The sequence below is a fragment of the Actinosynnema sp. ALI-1.44 genome (assembly GCF_001984155.1).
Classification (GTDB): Bacteria; Actinomycetota; Actinomycetes; order Mycobacteriales; family Pseudonocardiaceae; genus Kibdelosporangium.
Window position 1 is genome coordinate 33034 of sequence record NZ_MTQO01000051.1, and the last position, 26419, is coordinate 59452.

Here is a 26419-nt window from a genome sequence, read left to right on the forward strand (position 1 = left end):
GTGCTTGGCCTGGCCTGGAAGACGATCAAGGGCCGCAGAGGCGGGTTCGTCGCCGCGTTCATCGCGGTGTTCTGCGGTTCGGCCGCGGTCACGGCGAGCGGGATCCTGCTGGAGTCGGGGTTCGGCGGTGGCGTGGCGACCGAGCGCTACGCCGCCGCCGCTGTCGTGGTCGGCGCCGACCAGTCGCTGCCGTTGCCCGAGGACATCGACCCGGCGTTCGGTGAACGCGTCACGCTGCCCGCCAGCCGGGTCGCCGACGTCGCGAAGGTGCCGGGCGTCGCGTCCGCGGTCGGCGACATCGGTTTCGCGGCCAACCTCGTCGGTCCGGACAGGACAGTGGTGGCCGGGCCGGACGGCGGCGCGGTGCTCGGCCACGGCTGGGCCTCGGCCGCGCTGGGGTCGTTCACCCTCACACCCGGTGGCGCGCCGCCAAGGCGTGGGGAGATCGTGCTCGACGCGGACCTGGCCAAGCGCGCCGGAGTCGCGGCGGGCCAGACGGTCGAGCTGGCGGTGCGGTCCAAGCCCGTGCGCTACCGGGTGTCCGGAACCGTGTCCTCGAGCGAGTTGCGGCGGCAGTCTGCGGTGTTCTTCGACGACGACCAGGCGCGGGAGCTGGCCGGGCGGCCGGATCGGGTCGACGCGATCGGTGTGCTCGCGCAGCCGGGCGTCGATGCCACGGTCCTGGCCGAGCGGATCAGCGCCGCCGTGCCCGATGTCGTGGCCCACACCGGGCGGGACCGCGGCGACGCGGAGTTCCTCGATGTGGGCCAGACCCGGTCATTCCTCGCGGTGGTCGCCGGTTCGTTCGGCGGCGGCATGGTGATGGTCGTGGTCTTCGTCGTGGCCAGCACGTTGGGCCTGTCGGTGCAGCAACGCAGACGGGAACTGGCCCTGCTGCGCGCCATCGGCGCCACACCGCGGCAGATCCACCGGATGATCGGCGCCGAGTCGTTGCTGGTGTCGTGTGTCGCCGCGGTGCTCGGCGTGCTGCCCGGTGTACTGGTCGCGTGGGTGTTGCGGGACGCGTTCGCCGCGGCGGGCACGATCCCGCCGGACTTCGAGCTGGCCATCGGCCCGGTGCCCGGTCTGATCGGCGTGGTGCTGTGTGTGGCGGGTGCGCGAGCGGCCGGGTACGTCGCGGCCCGGCGTGGCGCGACCATCAGCCCGATCGACGCCCTCGGTGAGGCCGCGGTCGAGCCACCTGGTCTGAGCCGCGGCAGGCTGCGCACCGGCTGGCTGCTCGCGCTGGGCGCGGTGGCGCTGGCGACCACGCTGCCGCTGACCATCCCCGGGCAGGCCGCGGTCGCCGGTGCGGCCAGTGCGGCGTTGCTGCTCGTCATCGCGGTGGGCCTGCTGGGGCCGAGGTTGCTCGGCGGTGCCATCCGGACGTTCGCGCCGCTGGTGTCGATCTCCAGCCGGGCCAGCGGGTTCCTCGCGGCGGCGAACGCGAGGGCCAACGTCCGCAAGCTCAGCACGGCCACGACACCGCTGATCATGGGAGTGACCATGGCCGCGGTGCAGATCTTCACGGTGACGACGTCGTCGGCCACAGCACTGGAACAGACCGAGAAAGGCATCACGGCGGACTACGTCGTGACCAGTTCGGCGTCCGGTGTGTCGCCGGAGGTCGCCGACGCCGTTCGTGACGTGCCCGGTGTCACGGCGGTCACGCCGGTCGCACGGACCCAAGTCCTTGTGCGGTACACGGAAGCGGGTGACGCGGCCGCGGAGCCCTTCACCACGCAGGGGATCGCGGCCGACGGTCTGAAGGGGACGCTGGACCTGGACGTGCGTGAGGGCGGGCTACAGGACCTGAAGGGCGACACCGTCGCGCTGAGCGTGTCGGCGGCGGCCACGATCGGTGTGGAGATCGGTGAGACGGTCGACATGCACCTGGGTGACGGCACCGCCATCAAACCCCGGGTCATCGCCGTCTACGGCAACGGGCTGGGCTTCGGCGACATCACGTTGCCGCACAACGTGGTCGTCGACCACACGACCCACCGGCTGGACGCCGCCGTGCTGGTCAAGGCCCAGCCGGGAGCCGACACCGCGCTGGCCGGGGTGATCGGGCAGTACCCGGGTGCGGCGCTCGCCGACCGGGCGGCGTTCTCGGCCGCCCAGCAACGCCAGATCGCCGGCGAGTCGACGGTGAACCTGATCGTCAACGCGGTGCTGCTCGGCTACATCGCGATCGCGGTGGTCAACACCCTCGTCATGGCGACCGCCGCGCGGGTGCGTGAGTTCGCGTTGCTGCGGCTGATCGGCGCCAACCGCGGCCAGGTGATCCGGATGATGCGGGCGGAGACCGGGCTGGTGATCGTCACGTCGCTGGTGCTGGGATCACTCGCGGCGGCCCCGCCACTCATCGGCATCAGCCTCGGACTGGCGGAGTCGCCGCTGCCCGCGATCCCCCCGCTCGCGGTACTGGGCATCCTCGCGGTCGCCGCACTGCTCGGCTGGTTCTCGATCATGCTGCCCGCGCGGCTGGCGATGCGGCCCAAGCCGATCGACGCGATCGGCATCAGGGAATGAACGCGTGCTCAGCCGGTGCCCGGCACGACGTGGACCCACCCGTGGGTGTCGGGCGCCGTGCCGTAGTGCAGGTTCATCAGCGCGTCACGCAGTCGGCGGGTGACCGGGCCCATCGCGCCACCGCCGACGACCCATTCGTCCGAAGTGGACACGACCGTGCCGATGGGGGTGACCACGGCGGCCGTGCCGCAGGCGAACGCCTCCAGCATCTCGCCGCCTGCGCAGGCGGCACGCCACTGCGCCACGCTCATCGGCTGTTGCAGGGTGGGCCATCCCATGTCGGCGGCCAGTGTGATCAGGGAATCGCGGGTGACACCGGGCAGGATGGTCCCGCCGAGCGGCGGGGTGACCAGCCGGGGCGTCTCGGCGGGCCCCATGACGAAGAAGATGTTCATCCCGCCCAGTTCCTCGACCCACGACCGTTCCACGGCGTCCAGCCACACCACCTGGTCGCAGCCGCGCTCCTTGGCCTGCTGCTGGCTGAGCAGGGTCGGGGCGTAGTTGCCCGCGCACTTGGCCTCGCCCGTCCCGCCAGGCGCCGCGCGCACGTGGTCCTCGCACAGCCAGACCCGCAGCGGCTTCACCTGGTGTTCGAAGATGCCGTCGGTGACGAAGGCCATGAGCAGGAACGTGTACTCGTGCGCGGGGCGCAGCGACAGGTCGGCCTCGCTGGCGAACAACAACGGCCGCAGGTACAGGCTTTGGCCGCGACGGGAGGGAACCCACGCGCGATCGGCCTGCAGCAGCGCGTCCACCGCGTCGACGAACACCGCCTCCGGCAGTTGCGGCATCGCCAGTCGCCGCGCCGACCGGCGCATCCGGCGTGCCGCGGCGTCCGGGCGGAAGACGCCGACGCGGCCGTCGGCGAGTGTGTAGGCCTTCAGGCCCTCGAAGACCGACTGGCCGTAGTGCAGGCCGACGCAGGCGGGGGCCAGCCGGAGGTCGTCGTACGGCCGCAGCACCGCGTCGTGCCAGCCACGGTCCGCCGTCCAGGTGATCGACACGATGTGCTCGGTGAGCACCCGCCCGAACCCGGGCGTGCGCATCCGCTCGGCGCGGTGCTCGCCGGTCATCCTGCCCTCGTCGGGAATTGGTAACCGAACGATCTCCAATAATTCAGCTTCGGCTATTTCGCGCGTCAATGTGACTCCTCGGTCCGGGTTGCGCTGGGCGGCACCATACGGCGCAAAACCCGCGTCGGCAACAACGCCTGTCTTCACCCTGCTCGCTGGTTAACCGTCCCCGATCGGAGCAATTTAACCGACGGAGAAAGTTGCTTGCCAGTAGTTCGTGGCCTGATGCAGTTTGTAGGCGGAGGGCGCGGCTCACGCGCACTGAGGAGACTGCACTGGGGTGACTGGGGACGGGAGCACGGCTGTGCGACGACAGAAGTATGAAATATTTTCTGAATTATCCGGATGCGGCCCGGATAGCTCGTGCCTGTCATGAGCGCGGCGAAGGCCACCGGGTTGGCAGCGGGATTCCACGAACTGGCGCGGCGTTTTCGCGTGCCCGGCGCGCAGCTGGTCGTCACCGACGCGGGCGAGCCGGTGGTGCTCGACCACGGCGTGACCGACCACGGCACGCGACAGCCGGTCACCGCGGAGTCGAAGTTCCCGCTCGGGTCCGTCGGCAAGATGTTCACCGCGACCGTCGTGATGATGCTGGTGTCCGACGGTGACCTGGACCTCGACACGCCCGTCGGGCAGTACGTGCCCGAACTGCGGACGGCGCCGGACGGGATCGCGGCGTCCGTCACGGTCCGGCACCTGCTCAGCCACACCAGCGGGCTGGCGTCCGACCTGGCGGCCGAGTCCGCACACGCCGGTTCCCGGCTGAAGTACCTGCGCGACGGCTGCCGGACCGGGCTGATGTTCGCACCGGGCTCGATCTTCTCCTACTCCAACGTCGGCTACGTCCTCGCGGGCCACCTGATCGAGGCCGTCACCGGGATGACCTGGTGGGACGCGGTGGAGACGCTGCTGATGCGGCCGTTGGGGATCACGCCGTCGTTCGTGACGGCCCCCGCGGGGGTGTCCGGCGCGCCGTTCGTCAGCGGACACGTCGTCGGCGACCAGGTGCGCGTGATCCGGGAGCAGACGCTGCTGCCCGCCGAGGCGCCCATCGGTGCCGTCGCCGCCAGTGCGAGCGACCTGGCCAAGCTGGGCGCGTTGCTGATCGGGGACGTCGGCGGGTGGGCGCAGGAGTTCACGTTCGGCGAGATGCTCAAGCCGGTCGGCGGCGCCGAACCGTTCGGCATCGCCGACGGATGGGGCCTGGGGGCCGCGCTGTACCGCGCGGAGAGCGTCGACTGGTGGGGGCACGACGGCAGCGGCGACGGGACGTCCTGCCACCTGCGGGGCGACCCGGTGAACGGGGTCGTCGTCGCGTTGACCACGAATGCGACGGCGGGCTACGCGATGTGGAAATGCCTGGCCGAGGTGTTGGCCGACGCGGGCGTCGACATGCCGGTCGAGCGCGCCGCGGGCTCGAAACACGCCGTCCTGAAACACGCCGCGCCTCCGCCGAGTTGCGCAGGGCGGTACGTCAATGGCGATACCGAATATGATGTAGCACTCGGTGATGACGGTCTGCTGTATCTCCAGATCGCGGGCGAGCGGCATTCCCGGCTGGACTGTTACGAAGATCTCACATTCTCCGTGCACGACCTGGTATCCGGAAACCCGGATTACCTCGGGCGGTTTGTCAGAGCCGACGGCACTGGCCGGATCGAGTCGGTCCAGGTGAGCGGGCGCACCGCCGTCCGTGTCCCCGGCGACGCCGAATAGCAATTCCAAGACCTTTCGCGATCGGCACGGGCCCAGCGCCCGGCCGGTGGAGCGCACGACTCGAATGGGACGGTGTTCGATGTCTTCGGACGAAAGGGCGTCGCAGGCGCGCGCCTCGGCACAGCCGCACCGGGTGGCGGCCGGGCTGCGCCTGCGGGGCGAGCTCGACCTGGCTGTGCTGACCGCGGCGTTCACAGGCGTGGCCACGCGGTGGGGCTACCAGCCGGACGAGGTCGTGCTGGCCAACACCGACATCTCGGCTGGTGGTGCCCGTGACATCCGCGGTGGTGACCGGCGTGCCGCGCTGGACAGCCTGCTGGCCGGGGAACTCGCCACCACACCGCCGCAACCGTTGTCCGCCAGGCTCATCCGGCTGGGCATGGCCGAACACGTGCTGGTGTTCCAGTCGACCGCGGCCGACCACGCGGACCTGATGCGGCTGATCGACGAGTGTGCCGCCGCCTACTCCACGCGGGTCCGCGGTGAGCACGTCGACGCGTTGGCCCGGCCGGTCGACGTCCACCCCGAACGCACGTTGGCGCAGAACGAATCCGCGTGGGCGGGGTCGTTGTCCGACATGGTCGCGCTGACGTTGCCGACCGACCGGCCCAGGCCCGCGCAACGCACGACCGAAGCCGTTCGCAAGCACTTCGGCATCCCGGACACCGTCGCCCAGCTGCTGCACCGACTGTCCACACAGCACGACGTCCGGCTGCAGTCCCTGCTGGTCGCGGCGACGCAGGTGCTGTTCGCCCGATACAGCGGCCAGGACGACATCATGGTCGGGACCACCGTTCCCGGCCCGGCGCCGAACCGGGAGTGGTTCCCGCTGCGCTCACAGGTCACCGGTGCGCTGGCATTCCTGGAACTCGTGTCGACGGTGGACAAGTACGTCGATGAGGCGGCGACGCTCACCCGCCCCGAGTTCGACCGGCTGACCGGCCCCGCCGCCGACCACCTGCCGCTGCGCGCGATGGTCGTGCTGGACACGGTCCCGGCGCACCCGGCCGCGTTCGCCGGGCTGGCCACCGAGTGGCTGATCCTGCCGCGGCACGACCCGCGACCCGACGTCCGCCCCGACGTCAGGGTCGAGTTCCACCAGCGCGCGGGCAGGCTCGACGGCTGCATCGCCTACGACCCCGCGTTGTTCGACGCGGAGACGATCAAACGCATGGTCGGGCACCTGCTGGTGCTGCTGAAGGAGATCAGCGCGGCCGCGGACCGGCCGGTGGCGCGGCTGCCGATGCTGACCGCCGTCGAGATCGAGCAACTCGTCGAGACGTGGAACTCCACCGAGACCGACTACCCGCGGCAGCGCACGGTCCACGAGGTGTTCGCCGAGCAGGCGAGGCGGACACCGGACTCGACCGCGCTGGTGTTCCGCGACACCGTGACCACCTACCGGCAGCTCGACCTGCGCGCCAACCGGTTGGCGCAGCACCTCGTCGCGCTCGGTGTCCGTCCGGGCCAGATCGTCGGCGTGTGTCTCGAGCGTTCGCCGCAGATGATCGTCGCGGTGCTGGCCGTGCTCAAGGCGGGCGGCGCCTACCTCCAGCTCGACCCCAGCTACCCGGCGGACCGGCTGTGCTTCATGCTCGCCGAGAGCCGGTCACCCGTCGTCGTGGCCGACAGCGCGTGCCACGAACTCGTGGCGGGCAGTGACACCACCGTCGTCCTGGTCGACCTCGACCAGGACGAGATCGACGACCGGCCGGACGACGCGCCCGTCGTCGACGTGGACGCCTCGGCCCCGGCGTGCGTGATGTTCACGTCGGGGTCGACGGGCACCCCGAAGGGCGTGCTGTCGCCGCACCGGGCCATGCTGCGGACGTTCTTCGGGGTCGACTTCGTCCACTACGGACACAACGAGGTGCTGCTGCAGTGCGCGCCGGTGTCGTGGGACGCCTTCGCGCTGGAGCTCTGGCCCGCGTTGCTGCACGGCGGGCGGTGTGTGCTCCAGCAGGGGCAGGCACCGGAACCGGAGGACATCGTCAACCTGGTGATCCGCCACCGGGTCACCACGCTGTGGCTGTCGGCCAGCCTGTTCAACGTCATGGTCGACGAGTACCCGCAGGTCTTCGGTGTGCTCCGGCAGGTGATGACCGGCGGCGAGGCCGTCTCGGTCGGCCACGCGGACACCGTGCGCAGGCACTTCCCGCACGTCCGCCTCGTCAACGGCTACGGCCCGGTGGAAAGCATGGTCTTCGCCACCACGCACCACATCCGCGACCTCTCCGGCCTGTCGTCCGTCCCGATCGGACGGCCGATCGGCAATACGCGGGTGTACCTGCTCGACCGGGACCGCAACCCGGTCCCGGTCGGGGTACCCGGCGAGGTCCACATCGGCGGTGATGGTTTGGCCATCGAGTACGTCAACCGGCCGGACCTGACCGAGGAGCGGTTCATCACGCTCTCGGTCGCGGGCACGCCCGAGCAGCGCCTGTACCGCACGGGCGATCTGGCGCGGTGGCGCCCGGACGGCACGCTCGACTTCGTCGGCCGCGTGGACAACCAGGTCAAGATCCGCGGCTTCCGCGTGGAACTCGATGAGGTCGAGACCGAACTGGAGCGCACCACAGGCGTCAGCGAGGCCACGGTACTCGTGCGCACCGACAAGGGCTACAAGCAGCTGGTGGCCTACCTGGTCCCGGCTGACGGTGCCGCGCTGACCACCAGTGGTGTCCGGGAGGAGATGGCCGCCCGTCTGCCGTCCTACATGATCCCGTCGGCGTTCGTCCTGCTCGAGGCGCTGCCGTTGACGCCGAGCGGCAAGGTGGACCGCGCGGCGTTGCAGGCGATGAACCACAACGCCGACACCAGGCCCGCGTACGTGGCACCGCGGACAGCGGCGGAACGGACGCTGGTCGACATCTGGTGCACGGTGCTCGGCGTCGACCGGCTCGGCGTGGAGCAGCGCCTGGTGACCGAGCTGCGCGCCGACTCCATCCTGATGATGCGGCTGCTGTCGCGGATCCGTGCGGCGTTCGGCGTCGAGATGTCCGCGCGTGTGTTGTTCGACGACCCGACCATCGCCGGGCTCGCGGCCATGCTGCCGTCCGAACCTGTTGCGACAGCGGAGATCGAGGTGGTCGAGCGAGCGGACGCGCTGTCGCTGGCACCAGCGCAGCAGCGCCTGTGGTTCCTCGACGAGTTCGAACCCGGCGGGGTCGAGTACAACGTCGGAGCAGGCTTCCACATGCGTGGCACGGTGGACGTGGCGGCGCTCGACGACGCGCTCCAGCAACTGGTCGCACGGCACGAGTCGCTGCGCACCACGTTCGAGGACGTGGACGGCAAAGGCGTGCAGATCGTGCACCCCGAAGGCGAAGTGCCGCTGCGCGTCGTCGACCTCACCGGCGTCCCGGACACACAGCGGGCCGCGCGTGCCGAGGAGGAACTGCGGGCGGAAGGACAGCGGCCGTTCGACCTGCGCAGCGGTCCGCTCATGCGCGGCCTGCTGATCAAGCTGGGCGCCGAGGAACACCAGCTGGCACTGGGCCTGCACCACATCGTCGTCGACGGGTGGTCGTTGAACGTCCTCGTCGACGAACTCGGCGAGCTGTACGCGGCCGCTCGACGTGGCGAAGAGGCGGTTCTTCCCGCGCTGCCGTTGCAGTACGCGGACTACGCGGCGATGCAGCGGGAACGGCTGGCCACCGTCCAGGACGCACAACTGGAGTACTGGCGTCGTCAACTGGCCGGGCAGTCCGTGCTGGACCTGCCCACGGACCGGCCACGGCCGCCTGTGCGCAGCACCGTCGGCGCGGTCCACAGGTTCGTCGTCCCGGCGCCTGTGGTGCGTGAGCTGACCCGGATCGGCACGGACAACGGCGCGTCACTGTTCATGACTGTTGTCGCCGCCGTGCAGATGGTCCTGTCGCGGTTCACCGGCCAGCAGGACATCACGGTCGGCACGGTCACCGCCGGACGTGAACGCGACGACATCCAAGGGCTGGTCGGATTCCTCGTCAACACCCTGCCCCTGCGGTCGCATGTGGACCAGGGCAGGACGTTCACCGAGTTCCTCCGTGCCGTGCGCGCCACGACCCTGGACGCCTACGACAACCAGGACATCCCGTTCGACCGGCTCGTCGAGACCCTGCACTCCGGGCGGGACGCCAGCCGCAACCCACTGGTCGAGGCCATGGTGGTGCTGCAGGAGCAACCGCGGTGGCACGTCGAGTTCGACGGCGTCCGCCTGGACAGGTTCGAACTGCCGCGCAGCGCGTCCCTGTTCGACCTCACCTTGGAGTTCTGGCCGCGTGACGGCGAGCTGCGGGCGAACCTGGAGTACAACCCGGAGCTGTTCGACCGGGAGACGATCGAGCGGCTGTCCGCGCACCTGACGATGATCTTCGATGGTGTCGTGGCCAGTGGTGGCACGGCGATCCTGCGGGACATGCCGACGGTCACCGACATGGACACGCGCCTGCTGCGGGAATGGAACTCCACCACGGTCGACGAGCCGTTCGCCGAGACCCTGCAGGACCTCTTCGCGGCGCGAGTCGCCGAAAACCCGGACTCGATCGCCCTGGTGTGCGCCGGAACCACGATGACATACCAGGAACTGGCGGTCCGGTCCGACCGGGTGGCCCGTGAGCTGACGCGCGCCGGTGTGCGGGGCGACGTCCCGGTGGGAGTGTTCCTCGGCCGTGGGCTCGATTACGTGGTGTCTTTGCTGGGTGTGCTGAAGGCCGGTGGCGCCTACGTCCCGCTCGACCCGGCGTATCCGGCGGACCGGTTGGCGTTCATGTGCGCCGACACCGGAGTGTCGGTTGTGGTCACGGCGCGCGAGTTGGCCGTTGACGTGCCCGTCACGGGCTCGCCGGTGGTGGTGTGCGTCGACGAGCTCGCCGACGATGGCCTGTCCGGTGTGGACGGTGACGCGGTGCGTGCGGACGACGTGGCGGCTGTGCTGTTCACGTCGGGATCGACCGGACGGCCGAAGGGCGCGATGCTGACCCACCGCGGGCTGGTGCGGCTGGTGCACCCCGGTGGTCCGTTCCAGTTCGGCCCGGACGTGGTGATGAGCCAGTTGGCGTCGGTGTCGTTCGACGCGGCCGCGTTCGAGATCTGGAACGCGCTGACCTCCGGCGCCCGGCTGGTGATCTTCCCGCCGGGGCCGCTCAGCGGCGAACACCTCCTCGACCTGGTGTCGTCGAACGGCATCAACTCGATGTCGCTCACGACGGCGCTGTTCCACGAGATGGTCGACTCGTGCGTGGAGGTGCTCGACGGGCTGCGCCAGATCGTCGTCGGCGGCGAGGTCCTCTCGCCCACGCACTGCGCACGCGCCGTCGAGCGGGTTCCCGGGCTGCGGGTCGTGAACCTGTACGGCCCCACCGAGTGCTCGTCCGTGACCTGCTACAGCGTGTTCGACCCGGCGTGGTCCCCGGACGTTCCGCTGCCGATCGGCACGCTGTTGCCGAACACCCGCGTGCATGTGCTGGACGCGGACATGCGTGTGGTTCCGGTCGGCGTGGTCGGCGAGGCGTACATCGCCGGTGACGGTCTGGGACGCGGGTTCTGGGCCCGGCGTGAGCTGACCGCCGAGCGGTTCGTGGCCAACCCGTTCGACGAGCCGGGTTCGCGGATGTACCGGACCGGTGACCTGGTGCGGTGGCGGGCCGACGGGTCGCTGGACTTCGTCGGCCGGACCGACAACCAGGTCAAGATCCGCGGCTTCCGGATCGAACTCGGCGAGATCGAGAACGTCATCCTGCACGCCCCCGGCGTCGCCCAGGTCGCGGTGCTGGTCCGCGAGGACGTGCCGGGAACGAAACGGCTGGTGGCCTACGTCGTGGCGCAGCCGGACACGGTCGTCGACCCGGCTGCCGTGACCGGTTACGTGGCCGACCGGCTGCCGGACTACATGGTGCCGAACTCGATACTGGTGCTGGACCGGATGCCGTTGAACCCCAACGGGAAAGTCCACCGCGCCGCGCTGCCCGCGCCGAACCGCACCCAGCAGGACGATTCGTACGTCGGCGCGCGCACCGCGGTGGAGCGCAAGCTCGCCGAGGTGTGGGCCGAGGTGCTCGGCGTGCCGAGGGTCGGTGTCGACGACAACTTCTTCGAACTGGGCGGCGACTCGATCCTGAGCATCCAGGTGGTGGCCAAGGCACGCCGCGTCGGGCTGCGGCTGACGTCCAAGGACCTGTTCCGCCGTCAGACCATCTCGGCACTGGCCGCCGTGGTGACCGACGAGGACGACCAGGCGCCCGCCGACGACCAGCCGGTCACCGGGGACATCCCCCTCGTCCCGATCCAGCACTGGTTCTTCGAGAACTTCACCGTCGACCGGGGCCGCTTCAACCAGTTCGCCGTGGTGGACCTGGTCGACGACGTGGACCCCGACAAGCTCCGCCGGGCGTTGCGGGCACTGACCGACCACCACGAGGCCCTGCGGGCGCGGTACGAGCACACCGAGACCGGTTGGCGGCAGTACATCGTGGACTCGGAACCGGCCGACCTGCTCGTGCAGTGCGACGCCAGTGCGGCCGAGCAGGCGACCCATGCGGCGAACACCAGTCTCGACCTGGCCGACGGCCCCTTGCTGCGGGCCGTGCTGGTCACCGGAGGTGACCGGACCAGGCTCATGCTGACCGTGCACCACCTCGTGGTCGACGGCGTGTCGTGGCGCGTCCTGCTGGACGACCTGGAGACGGCCTACCGGCAGCCTGACGGACTCGGCGACCCGACCACGTCGTTGCGGCATTGGGCCCGGCAACTGGCCGACCACACGGCGTCCGGCGGGTTCGACGGCGAACTGGGTCACTGGGCCGAAGTCCTCGCGTCGGCCAGCCCGGACATACCCCGTGACAGGGAAAGCGTCGCGACCGCGGGATCGATGCGGACCGTCGACATCGGACTCGACGAGGACGGGACGCAGGCGCTGCTGCAACAGGTTCCATCGGTCTACCGGACCCAGGTGAACGACGTGCTGCTGAGCGCGCTCGCCGTGGTGCTCTGCCGGTGGACCGGGCGGCAGCAGGTGCTGGTGGACCTCGAAGGCCACGGCCGGGAGGACATCTTCGCCGGGCTCGACCTGTCCCAGACGGTCGGCTGGTTCACCTCCGCGTACCCGGTCGCACTGGCGGCGAGCCCGAACGCGGGCTGGGGCGAGGTGATCAAGTCCGTCAAGGAGCAGCTGCGGGCCGTGCCGAACCGGGGCGTCGGCTACGGCGCGCTGCGATACCTGCCCGCGCCCAACACCGTCGGCCACGCGGCCACCCAGGTCGGCTTCAACTACCTCGGCCAGTTCCGGGCGCGGCGCAGCGGCACTCTGTACCGGCAGACCGGCGCCGACCTGGAGATCCAGCTTGACCAGCATCCCGGCGAGGCGTTGCCGCACCTGCTGGACGTGGTGGGCAGCGTGCGCGACGGCAAGCTGGAGTTCCAGTGGTGCTACTCCGCCGACGTCCACGACCAGTCCACCGTGCGCGAACTCGCCGAACAGTTCGCCACGGCACTGCGCGAGATCGTCCGGCACTGTGCGTTGCCCGGCGCGGGCGGCCGGACCCCGTCGGACTTCCCGCTCGCCGGGCTCGACCAGTCCGCTGTGGACAGGATCGCCGGTGACGGCAGGTCGGTCGAGGACATTTACCCGCTGACACCGATGCAGGCCGGGATGTTGTTCCACAGCCTCGCGCAGCCCGACGACGACATGTACACCCGGCAGCTCAGTTTCGCGCTGGACGGCGTCACCGACATCGAGGCGTTCGGCCGGGCGTGGCAACGCGCGGTGGACCGGACACCGATCCTGCGTACCGCGGTCGCTGTGGACGGGCTCGTCGAACCGATGCAGGTGGTGCACCGCGCCGCGGCGCTCGACGTCACCTACCACGACTGGACCGGTGTCGCGGAGGACGCCAGGGACCTGGTGCTGCGGACGCTGACCAGGGCCGAGCGGGACAAGGGGTTCGACCTGGCACGTCCGCCGCTCGTGCGGGTCGCGTTGGTTCGCCTGTCGCCCGACTCGGTCCGGGTGGTGTGCACCTTCCACCACCTGCTGCTGGACGGCTGGAGCACCTTCCAACTGCTGTCGGACCTGTTCGCCTCCTACGCGAACGCGGATGTGCCCACCAGGCCGCCGTTCGCCGAGTACATGCGGTGGCTGGCCGACCAGGACAGCGCGGCGGACGCAGAGTTCTGGCAGGATCGGCTGGCCGGTCTGACCGCGCCGACGCCGCTGCCGTACGACCGCCAGGTCGCCGACATCCACCTGGTGCGCGCCACCGAGCGGTTCGACCACAAGCTGTCGGCGGACGCGAGCAGCAGGCTGTACGAGATGGCCCGCACCCGTGGCCTGACCGCGAACGCGGTCGTGCAAGGCGCGTGGGCGATCGTGTTGTCCCAGTACTCCGGCGAGCGGAACGTGTGCTTCGGGGCGACGGTGTCCGGTCGCCCGGCCGAGGCCGACTCGGTCATCGGCATCTTCGTCAACACGATCCCGGTGCGGGCGGTCGTGGACCACGGCGCGGACGTGGTCACCTGGCTCAAGGAGTTGCAGACAGCACAGGCCGAGGCGAGGCAACACGGCCACGTGCCGTTGGCCCAGTTGCGGACCTACACCGACGTCCCCGGTGGCAGCAACCTGTTCGACAGCGCGATCGCGTTCGAGAACTACCCGATCGACGAGGCCGCGGCCGCCAGGCACGGACTCGGCCTGCGTGACCTGTCCGGCGAGATCGAGGAAAGCAACTACCCGCTGTCCCTCGTGGCCTACGCCCACGACCGGTTGACGTACGGCTTCATCTACGACCCGGCGTTGTTCGACGCCACCACGGTCAAGCGCCTGGCCACGCACCTGGAGCTCGTGCTGCGGGGCATCGTGGACGGTGTCGACGGGCCGGTGCGTGACGTGTCCATGCTGGGCGAGTCGGACCTGGACCTGGTGCGGGCGTGGAACTCCACCCAGGTCGACTACCCGGCGGACCGGACGCTGCACCAGCTGTTCGGCGAATGGGTCGACGCGTCACCGGACGCGGTCGCGGTGGTGGCAGGCGGCACGGAACTGTCCTACCGCGAGCTGGCGGCCAGGTCGGACCGCCTGGCGCGGGAGCTGATCGGCGCGGGCGTCGGGCCGGGCGTCCCGGTCGGGGTGTTCCTCGGGCGCGGGATCGACTTCGTGGTCGCGGTGCTCGGCACGGTCAAAGCCGGTGGCGCCTACGTCCCGCTGGACCCCGGCTACCCGGCCGACCGGCTCGGCTTCATGTGCGCGGACGTGGGCATCTCGGTCGTGGTGACCGAACGGCCGCTGGTCGCGGAGATCCCGGTGACCGAGCCCGTCGTGATCCTCCTCGACGCCGTCGCCGACGACGGTCTGTCCGGTGTGGACGGTGTGGCTGCCGGGCCGGACGACGTGGCGGCGGTGCTGTTCACCTCCGGGTCGACCGGACGGCCGAAGGGCGCGATGCTGACCCACCGCGGGCTCGTCCGGCTCGTGCGGCCCGGCGGGGTCCTGGAGTTCGGCCCGGACGTGGTGATGGGCCAGTTGGCGTCGGTGTCGTTCGACGCGGCCGCGTTCGAGATCTGGAACTCGCTGCTCGGCGGTGGCCGCCTTGCCATTGTCCCGCCGGGAGTCCCGTCGGTGGAACAGCTGCGCGACTTCCTGGTGACGCACAAGGTGACGGCCATGTCGTTCCCCACCGGCTTCTTCCACGAACTGGTCAACATGGACCCGGCGCTGCTGGCCGGCGTCTCCCAGATCGTGGTCGGCGGCGAGGTCCTGTCGCCCACGCACTGCGCGCGTGCCGTCGAGGCGGTGCCGGGCTTGCGGATCGTCAACGTCTACGGCCCCACCGAATGCTCGGCCATCACCACGTGCAGCGTGTTCGATCCCGCGGTGTCCCCGGACGTGCCGTTGCCGATCGGCGGACCGCTGCCGAACATGCGGGTGCACGTGCTCGACGGGGACATGCGGGTGGTCCCGGTGGGTGTGGTCGGCGAGGCGTACATCGGCGGAGACGGCTTGGGCCGGGGTTTCTGGGGCAGGCGCAGCCTGACCGCGGAGCGGTTCGTGGCGAATCCGTTCGACGGGCCGGGTTCGCGGATGTACCGGACCGGTGATCTGGTGCGGTGGCGGGCCGACGGGGTGCTGGAGTTCGTCGGCCGGGTGGACGACCAGGTCAAGGTCCGCGGTTTCCGGATCGAACTCGGCGAGATCGAGAACGTCCTCGGTCAGGCGCCGGGCGTCGCCCAGGTCGCGGTCGTGGTGCTGGAGGACCGCCCTGGCACGAAACGCCTTGCGGCATACGTGGTGGCGCAGCCGGACTCGGCGGTGGACCCGGCGGTCCTGCGTGACTTCGCGGCGGACCGGCTGCCGGACTACATGGTGCCCAACGCGGTCGTCGTGCTGGACGGGATGCCGTTGAACCCCAACGGGAAAGTCGACCGCGGCGCGTTGCCACCACCGCCGGACACGACCGCAGCCGACCAGCACGTGGCGCCGCGGACACCGACCGAAGCCGAACTGGCCCGGATCTGGGCCGAAGTGCTCGAACTGGACCGTGTCGGCGTCGAGGACAACTTCTTCGTCCTCGGCGGGGACTCGTTGCGCAGCCTCAGCATCACGTCCGCGGTGCGCCTGGCGTTCGGCGTGGCCATCACACCGGGTGACGTCCTGGGCTGCCAGACCATCGCCGCGTTGGCGGTGTTGGTCGAGGAACAGATCCTCGCCGAGCTCGAACTGGCCGCCGCCCAGCAACTCCCGGTCGCGGAAACCGGAGGGGAATGAGATGGACATGCAATCACGCGAACAGCGTGTCGCCGCACTGCCGGAGCACCTACAGGAGCTCATGCGGCGCAGGCTCGCCGGACAGGCCACGCCCGCCCACGACGCGGACGCGATCACCCCGGCTCGGCGTGACCTACCGGCCCCGCGGACATTTCCACAGTCGTTCGCACAGCAGCGCTTGTGGTTCCTCGACGAGTTCGAACCCGGCGGCACCGAGTACAACAGCACGTTCGCGCTGCGCGTCGAAGGACAGCTGGATGTCGTGGCGTTGTCGATCGCCCTGACCGAACTGGTGGTCAGGCACGAGCCGCTGCGCACCACGTTCGACTCCGTGGACGGCATGGGCGTGCAGCGGATCAACCCGCCGTACGGGGTCGAGATCCCGATCGTCGACGCGACACCGGAATCGGTGGACGCGGTCGTGCAGCAGGAAAGCACCCGGCCGTTCGACCTGCGTCAGGGACCGCTGTTCCGTGTCCTGCTCGTCCGGATGGGCACCGCGGACCACGTGCTGATGATGACGACGCACCACATCATCACCGACGGCTGGTCGCTCGGCCTGGTCCTGCGCGACCTCGCCACGGCCTACACCTCGGCCGTGTCCGGCGAGCCGGTGAGCTTGCCGAAGCTGCCGTTGCAGTATGCGGATTTCGCTGTCTGGCAACGGGAACGGTTCGAGTCCTCGGCCATGGAACCGCACTTGGCCTACTGGCGCGGCCAGCTCGACGGCTTACCACCGCTGGACTTACCCACCGATCGGCCCCGCCCACCCGTGCGCGGCACCGCGGGCGACACCCACCGGTTCACCGTTCCCGCCGACGTCACCGACAAGCTCCGGAACCTGGGCCGCGACCACGGCGCGACCTTGTTCATGACCGTGCTGGCCGCCTGCGACGTCCTGTTCGCCAGGTACTCCGGTCAGGACGACATCGCGGTCGGCACGACCACCTCCGGCCGCAACCGCCCGGAACTGCACGACATCACCGGGTTCTTCGCCAATACCGTGATCGTACGGTCGCATGTGGACACCGCGAGATCCTTTGTGGACTTCCTTGGGCACGTCCGCGAGACGGTGCTTGGCGCGTTCCGGCACGAGGACGTGCCGTTCGACCGGCTGGTCGAACTCGTCCAACCGGCGAGGGATCCCAGCAGGCCCACGCTGTTCCAGGTGATGGTGGTGCTGGACAACAACGAGCGCGACCTGCCCGATCTGCCCGGCCTGCGGGTGACCGAGTTCGACCTGCCCGGGCTGACCGCGAGCATGGATCTGGCCGTCGACATGGAGGAACGCGACGGCGGGCTGTTCGGGATGCTGAACTACAGCACCGACCTGTTCGACGCGGCCACGATCGAGCGGCTGGCCCGGCACCTCGTCGTCCTGCTGGAAGCGATCGCCGCGAACCCGCACAGCGCACTGATCGACCTGCCGTTGATGGACGCCGCCGAGCGACGGCAGGTGCTGACCGAGTGGAACGACACGGACACCGGCGAACGACCGGACGGCCTGATCCACGACCTGTTCGAGCAGCAGGCACAGCGCGGTCCGGACGAGGTCGCGCTCATCTCGGGCACGGAACAGCTGACGTTCCGCGAGGTGGACGAACGCGCCAACCAGTTGGCACACCACCTGCGTTCCCTGGGCGTGCGGCCAGGTGTCCTCGTCGGCCTGTGCCTGGAGCGTGGTTCGTCCGCCGTCATCGCGATCCTCGCGGTGCTGAAGGCCGGTGGCGCGTACGTGCCGCTCGACCCGCAGTACCCGGCGACGCGGTTGGAGTTCATGCTTGCCGACTCGGCCGCCACCGTGCTGGTCACGCGCCGGGACCTCGCCGACCGGTTGCCGTCGACGGAAGCCACCGTGGTGGACCTGGACACCGACTGGGCGGCCGGGCACCTCGTCACGCCGGTCGACGCCGAAGTCCAGGGCAGCGACCTGGCGTACGTCATCTACACGTCGGGTTCGACCGGGACGCCGAAAGGCGTGATGATCGAGCACCGCAACCTGCGTTACATCGCCGCCGCCTGGGACGGCGACTACGACCTGGCCGGTCACCCGTTGCGGTTCCTCTCGGTGACCAGCCTGTCGGTCGACCTGTTCTTCTCCGACATGCTGCGGTCGATGTTCTTCGGTGGCGCGATGATCATCGCGTCGTCCGAGATCGTGACGGACCCGCCCGCGCTGCTCGATCTGGTCGACCGGACCGCGGCGACCGGCATCGAACTGGTGCCGACGCTGGCGAACGCCCTGGTCGCCGAGGTCGCCGCCCGGGGCGACCGGCTGCCTGCCCTGCGGCTGATGTCCGTCGGATCCGAGGCGTGGCGCCGCGAGGACTGCCTGCGGCTGCTGGACCACGTGCACCCGGACACCATCGTCGTCAACGCCTACGGCGCCACGGAGATCACGGTGGACTCGTGCGCGCTGCGGCCCGACGCGGAGGTGTTGCGGGGCCGCGCGTTCGTTCCGATCGGCCGTCCGATCGCGAACACCCAGGTGTACGTGATGGACCCGGCGGCCCGTCCGGTGCCCATCGGCGTGCCCGGCGAGCTGTACATCGGCGGTGACGGCGTCGGGCGGGGATACGCCAACCGGCCGGAGCTGACCGCGCAACGGTTCCCCGAGAACGTGATCACCCCGGGGGACCGGCTCTACCGCACCGGTGACCAGGTGCGCTGGAACGCCGACGGGACGCTGGAGTTCCTCGGCCGGGTGGACGACCAGGTCAAGATCCGCGGCTTCCGGGTCGAACTCGGCGAGGTGGAGGCGGCACTGGCCGCCCACCCCGCGCTCGGCGACGCCGCGGTGGTCCTCCGGCAGGACGGCGGTCACCGCCAGCTTGTCGGATACGTCGTCCCGGCCGGTGACACCACCCCGGACACGGGCGAGCTGCGCACCTTCCTGTCGGCCTCGCTGCCCGGCCACGCCGTGCCTTCGACATTCGTCGTGCTGGACCGGCTTCCGCTGACCCCGAACGGGAAGGTCAACCGCCGGGCGCTGCCCGAACCGCCGACGACCCCGGTGACGAGCACCCAGTACGTGGCGCCGCGGACCGCCGCGGAACGCGAGCTGACCGGGATCTGGGCGGACGTGCTGCGGATCGACCAGGTCGGGGTGCACGACGACTTCTTCGAGCTCGGCGGCGACTCGATCATCAGCATCCAGGTGGTGTCACGGGCGAAGGACGCCGGGCTGCGCCTGACGGTCAAGGACATCTTCGTCCACAAGACCGTCGCCCGGCTGGCCACCACGATCGACACCACCCCGGTGGCCACGGTGGCGGAAGAGGAGGACGAGACCGGCGACGCGCCGCTGACACCGATCCAGCAGTGGTTCCTGGCGGCCCACACCGTCGCGCCGGACCACTACAGCATGTCCGTGCTCTACGAGCTCACCCCGGAGCTCGACGTGGCGGCGCTGCGGTCCGCGCTCGCCGCCTTGGTGGACCAGCACGCCGCCTTGCGCACACGATTCGACCGGGTCGACGGTTCCTGGCGTCAGCGTGTGGTGTCCGGAGAGGACCTGGATGTCCTGGCGGTGCACGACCTGTCCGGCGTACGCGACGCCGACACCGAGGTCGAGCGGATCGCCGACGACGTCCAGACCACCATGGACCTGGGCAAAGGACCGCTGCTGCGAGCGGTCCTGTTCCAGCTCGGGGACCGCGCGCCACGGCTGCTGCTCAGCGTGCACCACATGGTGGTCGACGGCGTGTCGTGGCGGGTCCTGCTCGCGGACCTGACGACCGCGTACCAGCAGGGCATCGCGGGTGTGCAGGTCGATCTGGGCAGGGGAACCACGTCACTGCGCCGCTGGGCCCGGCGGCTGGCCGAGCACGTCGGCGCGGGCGGGCTCGACGGCGACATCGAGCACTGGCGTTCGGTCGCGCCGAACTCCGCGCCCGGGTTCCCGGTGGACCACGAGGGTGCGGCGAACACGGCCGCGTCGGCCCGGACGTTCAGCCTCCAGTTGGGGCACGAGGACACCGAGGCACTGCTGCACCAGGTGCCCGCCGTGTACCGCACACACATCAACGACATCCTCCTCAGCGCGATCGGCCGGACCATCGCGCGGTGGACCGGGCACAGCCGGGTCCTGATCGGGATGGAGGGACACGGCCGCGAGGAGCTGTTCGACGACGTCGACCTGTCCAGGACAGTCGGCTGGTTCACCACCCATTTCCCCGTCGCACTCGACATCCCCGAGTCGGGGCGGTGGGGTGACGTGCTCAAGTCGGTCAAGCAGCGGCTGAGCGGCATCCCCAACCGGGGCCTGAGCTACGACGCACTGCGGTACCTGACCGCGCCCGGCGACCCCGGCCACGTGCTGTACCCGGACCGGCTGCCGGACATCAGCTTCAACTACCTCGGCCAGTTCGGCGCGGAAACCGACGACGGCGGCCTGCTGCGCAGGCGGCACCACTACCTCGGGCAGTTCCAGTCCCCGGCCGAGGCCCGGACCTACCTGCTCGACGCCGCGGGGCTGGTCGAACGCGGCCAGTTGACGTTCACCTGGACCTATTCGGAAAACCTGCACGACGAAAGCACTGTGCGTCGGCTGGCCGAGGACTTCTTCGCCGCGCTGCGCGAGATCATCGAGCACTGCGCGCGACCGGAAGCCGGTGGCCGCACGCCGTCGGACTTCCCGTTGGCCCGCCTGGACCAGCGGCAGGTCGACCGGATCGTCGGCGACGGCCGTGCGGTGGCCGACCTGTACCCGTTGACACCGCGGCAGATCCAGTCACTCGACACGGTCCGGCAGCGCTGTGTCCGGCTGGCCGGGGTACCGGACATCTCCACATTGATCTCGGTGTGCCGGTATGTGGCCGACCGGACTCCCGCGCTGTGCACGTCGATCCTGCGGGAGGAGTCGCTGCAGCTGGTCCGGCGGCAGGCCACGACGGTGATCAGCCACGACGACTGGCGTCACCTGTCCGTATCGGAAAGCACGCGGCGGATCGGGCACCTGCTCGCCGAGGAACGCACTGCCGTCGCCGAACCGGGAACCAGGCTGGCCGTGATCCAGTTGCCGGACGGCGCGGCGGCTCTCCTGTGGACGTACAGCACGGCGTTGCTGGACGAGCCGAGCGTCACCATGTTGGTCGAAGAGATCCACGCCAAGTACAGCGCCGCGCCGGACGACCGGGAAACCCTGACCGTGCCCCGCCGCCCGATGCGGGACTACGTGGAATGGGTCCAGGACCAGGACTCCGGCAAAGCGCACGAGCACTGGCGTGCCCTGTTGGCCGGTATCACCACGCCTGTCCGGCTGCGCTACGACCGTCTCCCCGACGGGCACACGGTCAACCCCAGCCGGGTGGTCCCGGTCAACCTCCCGGCGCAACCGCTGCGGCAGTTGGCCGAGCGGCTCGACATCGACGTCGACACGGTTCTGCACGGCTTGTGGTCGGTGCTGCTGTCGCGCCAGTGCGGAGGGCGTGACGTCGTGTTCGGGGCCACGGTCTCCGGCAGGCCGGAGGCACTGGTCGGCTCGGACGCCATGATCGGACCGTTCGCCACCGTCGTCCCGGCACACTCCTATGTGGATGGTGACGTCCCGGCCGTCCTGCGGCGGCTGCACACCCAGCGGCGTAACTCGCGGCCGTTCGAGTTCGTGCCGCAGCCCGCCGAGGACGTCGAAACGGTCGTCCTGGTCGGCCGGACCGGCACGGGCACCGACCTGGTCCCGGCCGAGATCGACCGGGTCGCCCTGGCGATGACAGCCACGGTGGGCGGCGAGGAGATCCCGGTCGAGCTGCGCTACGACCCGGAACTGTTCGACACGGCCACGATCGAACAGTTCGGCGCGCGGCTGCTGGAGATCGGCGCCGAGTTCGGTCAGTTGCGGGCCGGTGCCGAGACGCCGGACGAGATCACCGCCGCCGACAGCGACCACCTGCCGTTGTCGTACCCGCAGCAACGGCTGTGGTTCATCGACCAGTTCGAGCAGGGCGAGGCGAACCACCTGGACGCGTTGAGCGTCCGCCTGACCGGCGAGCTGGACGTGGACGCGCTGCGCCGGGCCCTGCGTGGCCTGGTCGCCCGGCACGAGTCGTTGCGCACCACGTTCCAAACGGTCGACGGTCGCGGGGTCCAGGTGATCGGCGAACCGTTCGCACCGCTGACCGACGTCGTCGACCTGTCCGGGCAGCCGGAGTCCGAGCTGGACCGGGTGTTGCGTGCCGAGGCGGAGCGGTCGTTCGACCTGGCCAACGGCCCGCTCGTGCGGGCGATGCTCGTCCGGCTGGCCGAGCGTGAACACGTCCTTGTGGTCAGCCTGCACCACATCGTGACCGACGGGTGGTCGCACGGGATCATCACCCGCGAACTCGGTGCCCTGTACCGCGCGGAAACGACCGGGCAGGACGCCGGGTTGCCGGACCTGCCGGTGCGTTACGCGGATTTCGCGGCGTGGCAACGGCGGCGCATGGCCGGGCCGGAGATGGCGGGCAAACTCGAGTACTGGCGTGAACACCTGGCCGGGTTGTCTCCGTTGGAGCTGCCGGTCGACCGTGTCCGTCCGCCGGTCCGCACCCGCTCCGGTGGGCGTGTCGAGTTCGACGTACCCGCCGACGTCACCCAACGGCTCAAGGAACTCGGCCGCAGGCAGGGCGCGACCCTGTTCATGACCCTGGTCGCCGCGTGCCAGGTGCTGTTCGCCCGGCACAGCGGCAGCCGGGACGTCGCGGTGGGCACCGCCGTGTCCGGCCGTGACCGGGCCGAACTGGAGCGGCTGGTCGGGTTCTTCGTCAACAACGTGGTGCTCCGGTCGGATGTCGACCCGGCGCGGCCGTTCGCCCAGTTCCTCGGGGACGTCCGGGACACCTGCCTCGACGCGTTCGGCAACGCGGACGTGCCGTTCGAATGGCTGGTCGACGCGGTCCAGCCGGACCGCGACCTCAGCAGGCCGCCGCTGTTCCAGGCCATGGTCCTGTTGCACAACAACCCGACCGGCACGCTGGAGATGCCCGGACTGCGCGTCGACGACGTCGCCCTGCCGCACCACGCCGTCGAGATGGACGTGCTGGTCCAGTTCTACGAGGCCGACGGCGGTCTGCGCGCACTGTGGGACTACAACGCGGACCTGTTCCACCCTGCCACCGCCGAGGTGCTGGCCGCGCACCTGAGGGTCGCGTTGTCCGACATCGCCGCCCACCCCGACCGTCCACTGGGGATGATCGAGCTGATGGACGCGGCCGAACGCGAACGCGTCCTGGTGGAGTGGAACGACACCGCCGTGCCGTACCCGGCCGACGCGAGCGTGCACGAACTGGTCGAACGCCAGGCCGCGAGCACGCCGGACGCCACCGCGCTGATCTTTGAAGGCAGGCGCGTCACCTACCGTGAACTCGACGAGTCGGCCAACCGGCTCGCCCACGACCTGATCGCCGCCGGTGTGCGACCGGGTGACCTGGTCGCCGTGTTCCTCGAACGCGGCCCGGAGATGATCACCGGTCTGCTGGCCGCGCTCAAGGCGGGCGGCGCGTATCTGTTGCTGGACCCGGCTTTCCCGGACGACCGGCTGACCACGCTCGCCACCGGCAGCGGTGCCGCGGCGTTCGTCACCCACTCCGAACTGGCGGACAGGCTGCCCACGGGCGTGGTCAGGCTCGACGAGAACCGCGCGTCGACCGACACCGGCCCGACAGGGGTCGTGGTCGGCTCGGATCACCCGGCCTGCCTGATGTTCACGTCCGGATCGACAGGGACACCGAAGGGTGTCCTCACAGCACACCGCGCGCTCGTCAGCACCTACATGGGCCCCGATTACGTCCACTTCGGACCGGACGAGGTGTTCATGCAGTCGTCGCCGGTGTCGTGGGACGCGTTCGCCCTCGAAGTGTTCGGCGCGCTCTGCCACGGCGGCAGCTTCGTGCTGCAGCCCGGTCAGAACCCGGACCCCGACACGATCTCGCGGCTGGTGGCCGAGCACGGCGTCACCGTGCTCCAGCTGTCGGCCACCTTGTTCAACATCATGCTCGAAGAACACCGCGAGGCGTTCACCTCCTTGCGGTGCGCGATCACCGCGGGCGAGGCGGCCTCGGTCGAGCACGTCGCCATGGCGCTGCGGGAGTTCCCCGGTCTGCGCGTGGTCAACGGGTACGGCCCGGCCGAAAGCATGGGTCTGAGCACGGCGCACGAGATCACGGTGTCCGATCTGGACTCGCCGTCGATCCCGATCGGCCGTCCCGTTGCCAACAAACGGCTCTACGTGCTCGACGAACACCTGCGGCCGGTCCCGGTCGGCGTGCCGGGCGAGGCGTGCTTCGGCGGCGACGGGCTTGCGCTGAAATACCTCAACGATCCCGGTCTCACCGCGTCCCGGTTCGTCACCGCTGCGTTCGAGCGGCCCGAGCGGATCTACCGTTCCGGTGACGTGGTCCGGTTCCGCGCCGACGGGGTTCTGGAGTTCCTCGGCCGCACCGACGAACAGGTCAAGATCCGCGGGTTCCGCGTCGAACCCGGCGAAGTGCGCGCGGCGCTGCTGCGTGAATGCGCTCTGGCCGACGCGGTGGTTGTCGCCCACAAGCCCGCGCAAGGACACCAGAGGCTGGTGGCCTACGTCGTGCCCAGGCAGGGCGAGGACACTCCGACGACACACGACATGGCCGACGCCGTGTCACGAGTCCTGCCGCACTACATGGTGCCTTCGGTGTTCATGGTGCTCGACCGTCTGCCGATGTTGCCCAACGGCAAACTGGACCGCCGTGCCCTGCCCGAACCGGAGCTCACCCAACGCGGCGGACTGCGGTACGTGGCCCCGCGGACCGAGCTCGAACAGGACCTGGCACGGCTGTGGCAGCAGGTGCTGCAGATCGACCGGGTCGGTGTCACCGACAGCTTCTTCGAGCTCGGCGGCGACTCCATCCTCAGCATCCAGCTGGTGTCCAAGGCCCGCGCGGCCGGATACCGGCTGACCACTAAGGACGTGTTCCTGCACCGGACGATCGCCGAACTCACCGGCGTGGTCGGCGCCGGTGGGAGGGACGACGCCGGTGCCGGACCGGTCACCGGGGCGGTGCCGCTGACCCCGGCGCAGCACTGGTTCTTCCAGACCCACACCGAACACCCGCACCACTTCAACCAGTCGACGTTGATCGAACTCGCCGGCGACTACGACGAGAACGCGTTGCGCACGGCGGTGCTCGCCCTGCTGGAGCACCACGACGCGCTACGGATGCGGTTCGAGTTCACCGACGGGTCGTGGCGGCAGTACAACGCGCCGCCTTCCACGCAGGACTTGGTGCGCAAGCACGACCTTTCGGCGTATGCTTCCGAGCAGGGCCAGGCGGAAGCGGAACGCGTCGCCGCGGTCGCACAGTCCACCATGGACCTCGCGACCGGGCCGCTGGTGCGGGTGGAACTGTTCGACTTCGGCCCCGGCGCGGCGGCGAAGCTGCTGATCATCGTGCACCACCTGCTGATCGACGGGGTGTCCTGGTCGATCCTGATCGAGGACCTGGAAACCGGCTACGCACAGGCGGTCAAGGGCGAACCGGTCGACCTGGGCGGCCGGACCACGTCCTACCGGGACTGGTCGGCCAACCTGGTCGACCACGTCGCGTCGGCGAACCTCGACCACGAGCTCGAGTACTGGCTTGGCGCGACCGCACTGGAGAAGCCGGAGCACGGCACGGACCTCGGTACGGTCGGTTCGCAACAGGAAGTGGTTGTCCGGCTGGGTGTCGAGCACACCGAAACGCTGGTGTACAAGGCCCCAGCGATGTTCCGCAGCAGCGTGGCGGACATCCTGTTGAGTGCGCTCGGGCACGCGATATCCACCTGGACGGGCCGTGACCGGGTCTCGGTGATGCTGGAAGGTCACGGCAGGCGTGACGAACTGTTCGACGGCGTCGACCTGACCAGGACGATCGGCTGGTTCACCAGCATGTACCCGGTCACACTGGACATCCCGGCGCTGGACACCACGGGGCCGGACTTGACCGCACTGGTGAAGTCGGTGCGCGGGCAACTGCGAAAGCTGCCAGGACAAGGGATCGGCTACGGCGCATTGCGCTACCTCAGCGCACCGGGCACGCCCGGCGCCGATCTGGCCGGACGGCCCGAACCGTGGGTCCTGTTCAACTACCACGGCAGGTTCTACGACCAGCCCGGCGCGTTGTGCCAGTCCCGCGAACCCGGGATCGGCGGCGACTACAGCCTTGCCGAACGGGCGACCATGCCACTGACGATCGACGGCAGCGTCTACGCCGACCAGTTGTCCTTCACCTGGTACCACTCACCCGAATCGCTGACCGCGGCGACGGTCGAGGCGATCGCGAACGAATTCACCGGCACCTTGGCGCGGATCGCCGAATGGTGCGACCACAAGAGCTGATCGGAACACCGGCCGGGAGACCCCCGT

At 69.9% G+C, this 26419-nt stretch carries 5 protein-coding genes; 4 read left to right on the forward strand and 1 reads right to left on the reverse strand.

Translation table 11 applies throughout. The features are described 5' to 3' along the window. On the forward strand, positions 1-2535 hold the full coding sequence (locus ALI144C_RS35455) for an ABC transporter permease (protein ID WP_076991615.1): 2535 nt from the start codon (positions 1-3) through the stop codon (positions 2533-2535). An 8-nt stretch (positions 2536-2543) separates the two neighbouring features. Here ALI144C_RS35455 and ALI144C_RS35460 read toward each other — a convergent pair whose 3' ends face one another. Beyond that, positions 2544-3608, reverse strand: a complete 1065-nt coding sequence (locus tag ALI144C_RS35460) for a branched-chain amino acid aminotransferase (RefSeq protein ID WP_076991616.1) — start codon at positions 3606-3608, stop codon at positions 2544-2546. Between the two features lie 372 nt (positions 3609-3980). Here ALI144C_RS35460 and ALI144C_RS35465 point away from each other — a divergent pair, with 372 nt between their 5' ends. The 3 genes from ALI144C_RS35465 (at position 3981) to ALI144C_RS35475 (ending at position 26392) form a co-directional block, all read left to right on the forward strand. Further along, complete coding sequence (locus ALI144C_RS35465) at positions 3981-5324, forward strand: serine hydrolase domain-containing protein (protein ID WP_076991617.1); 1344 nt, start codon at positions 3981-3983, stop codon at positions 5322-5324. Positions 5325-5403: 79 nt separating this feature from the next. Then, complete coding sequence (locus tag ALI144C_RS35470; protein WP_076991618.1) at positions 5404-16062, forward strand: non-ribosomal peptide synthetase; 10659 nt, start codon at positions 5404-5406, stop codon at positions 16060-16062. 7 nt (positions 16063-16069) lie between these two features. Further along, the gene (locus tag ALI144C_RS35475; protein WP_168211427.1) at positions 16070-26392 is read left to right on the forward strand and encodes a non-ribosomal peptide synthetase; all 10323 of its coding nucleotides are present in this window, start codon (positions 16070-16072) and stop codon (positions 26390-26392) included. The last annotated feature ends 27 nt before the right edge of the window (positions 26393-26419 follow it).

Coding starts and splice junctions, on each gene's coding strand:
- ALI144C_RS35460 (WP_076991616.1), bottom strand. CDS start 3,608: ATGACCGGCGAGCACCGCGCCGAGCGGATGCGCACGCCCGGGTTCGGG.
- ALI144C_RS35465 (WP_076991617.1), top strand. CDS start 3,981: ATGAGCGCGGCGAAGGCCACCGGGTTGGCAGCGGGATTCCACGAACTG.
- ALI144C_RS35470 (WP_076991618.1), top strand. CDS start 5,404: ATGTCTTCGGACGAAAGGGCGTCGCAGGCGCGCGCCTCGGCACAGCCG.
- ALI144C_RS35475 (WP_168211427.1), top strand. CDS start 16,070: ATGCAATCACGCGAACAGCGTGTCGCCGCACTGCCGGAGCACCTACAG.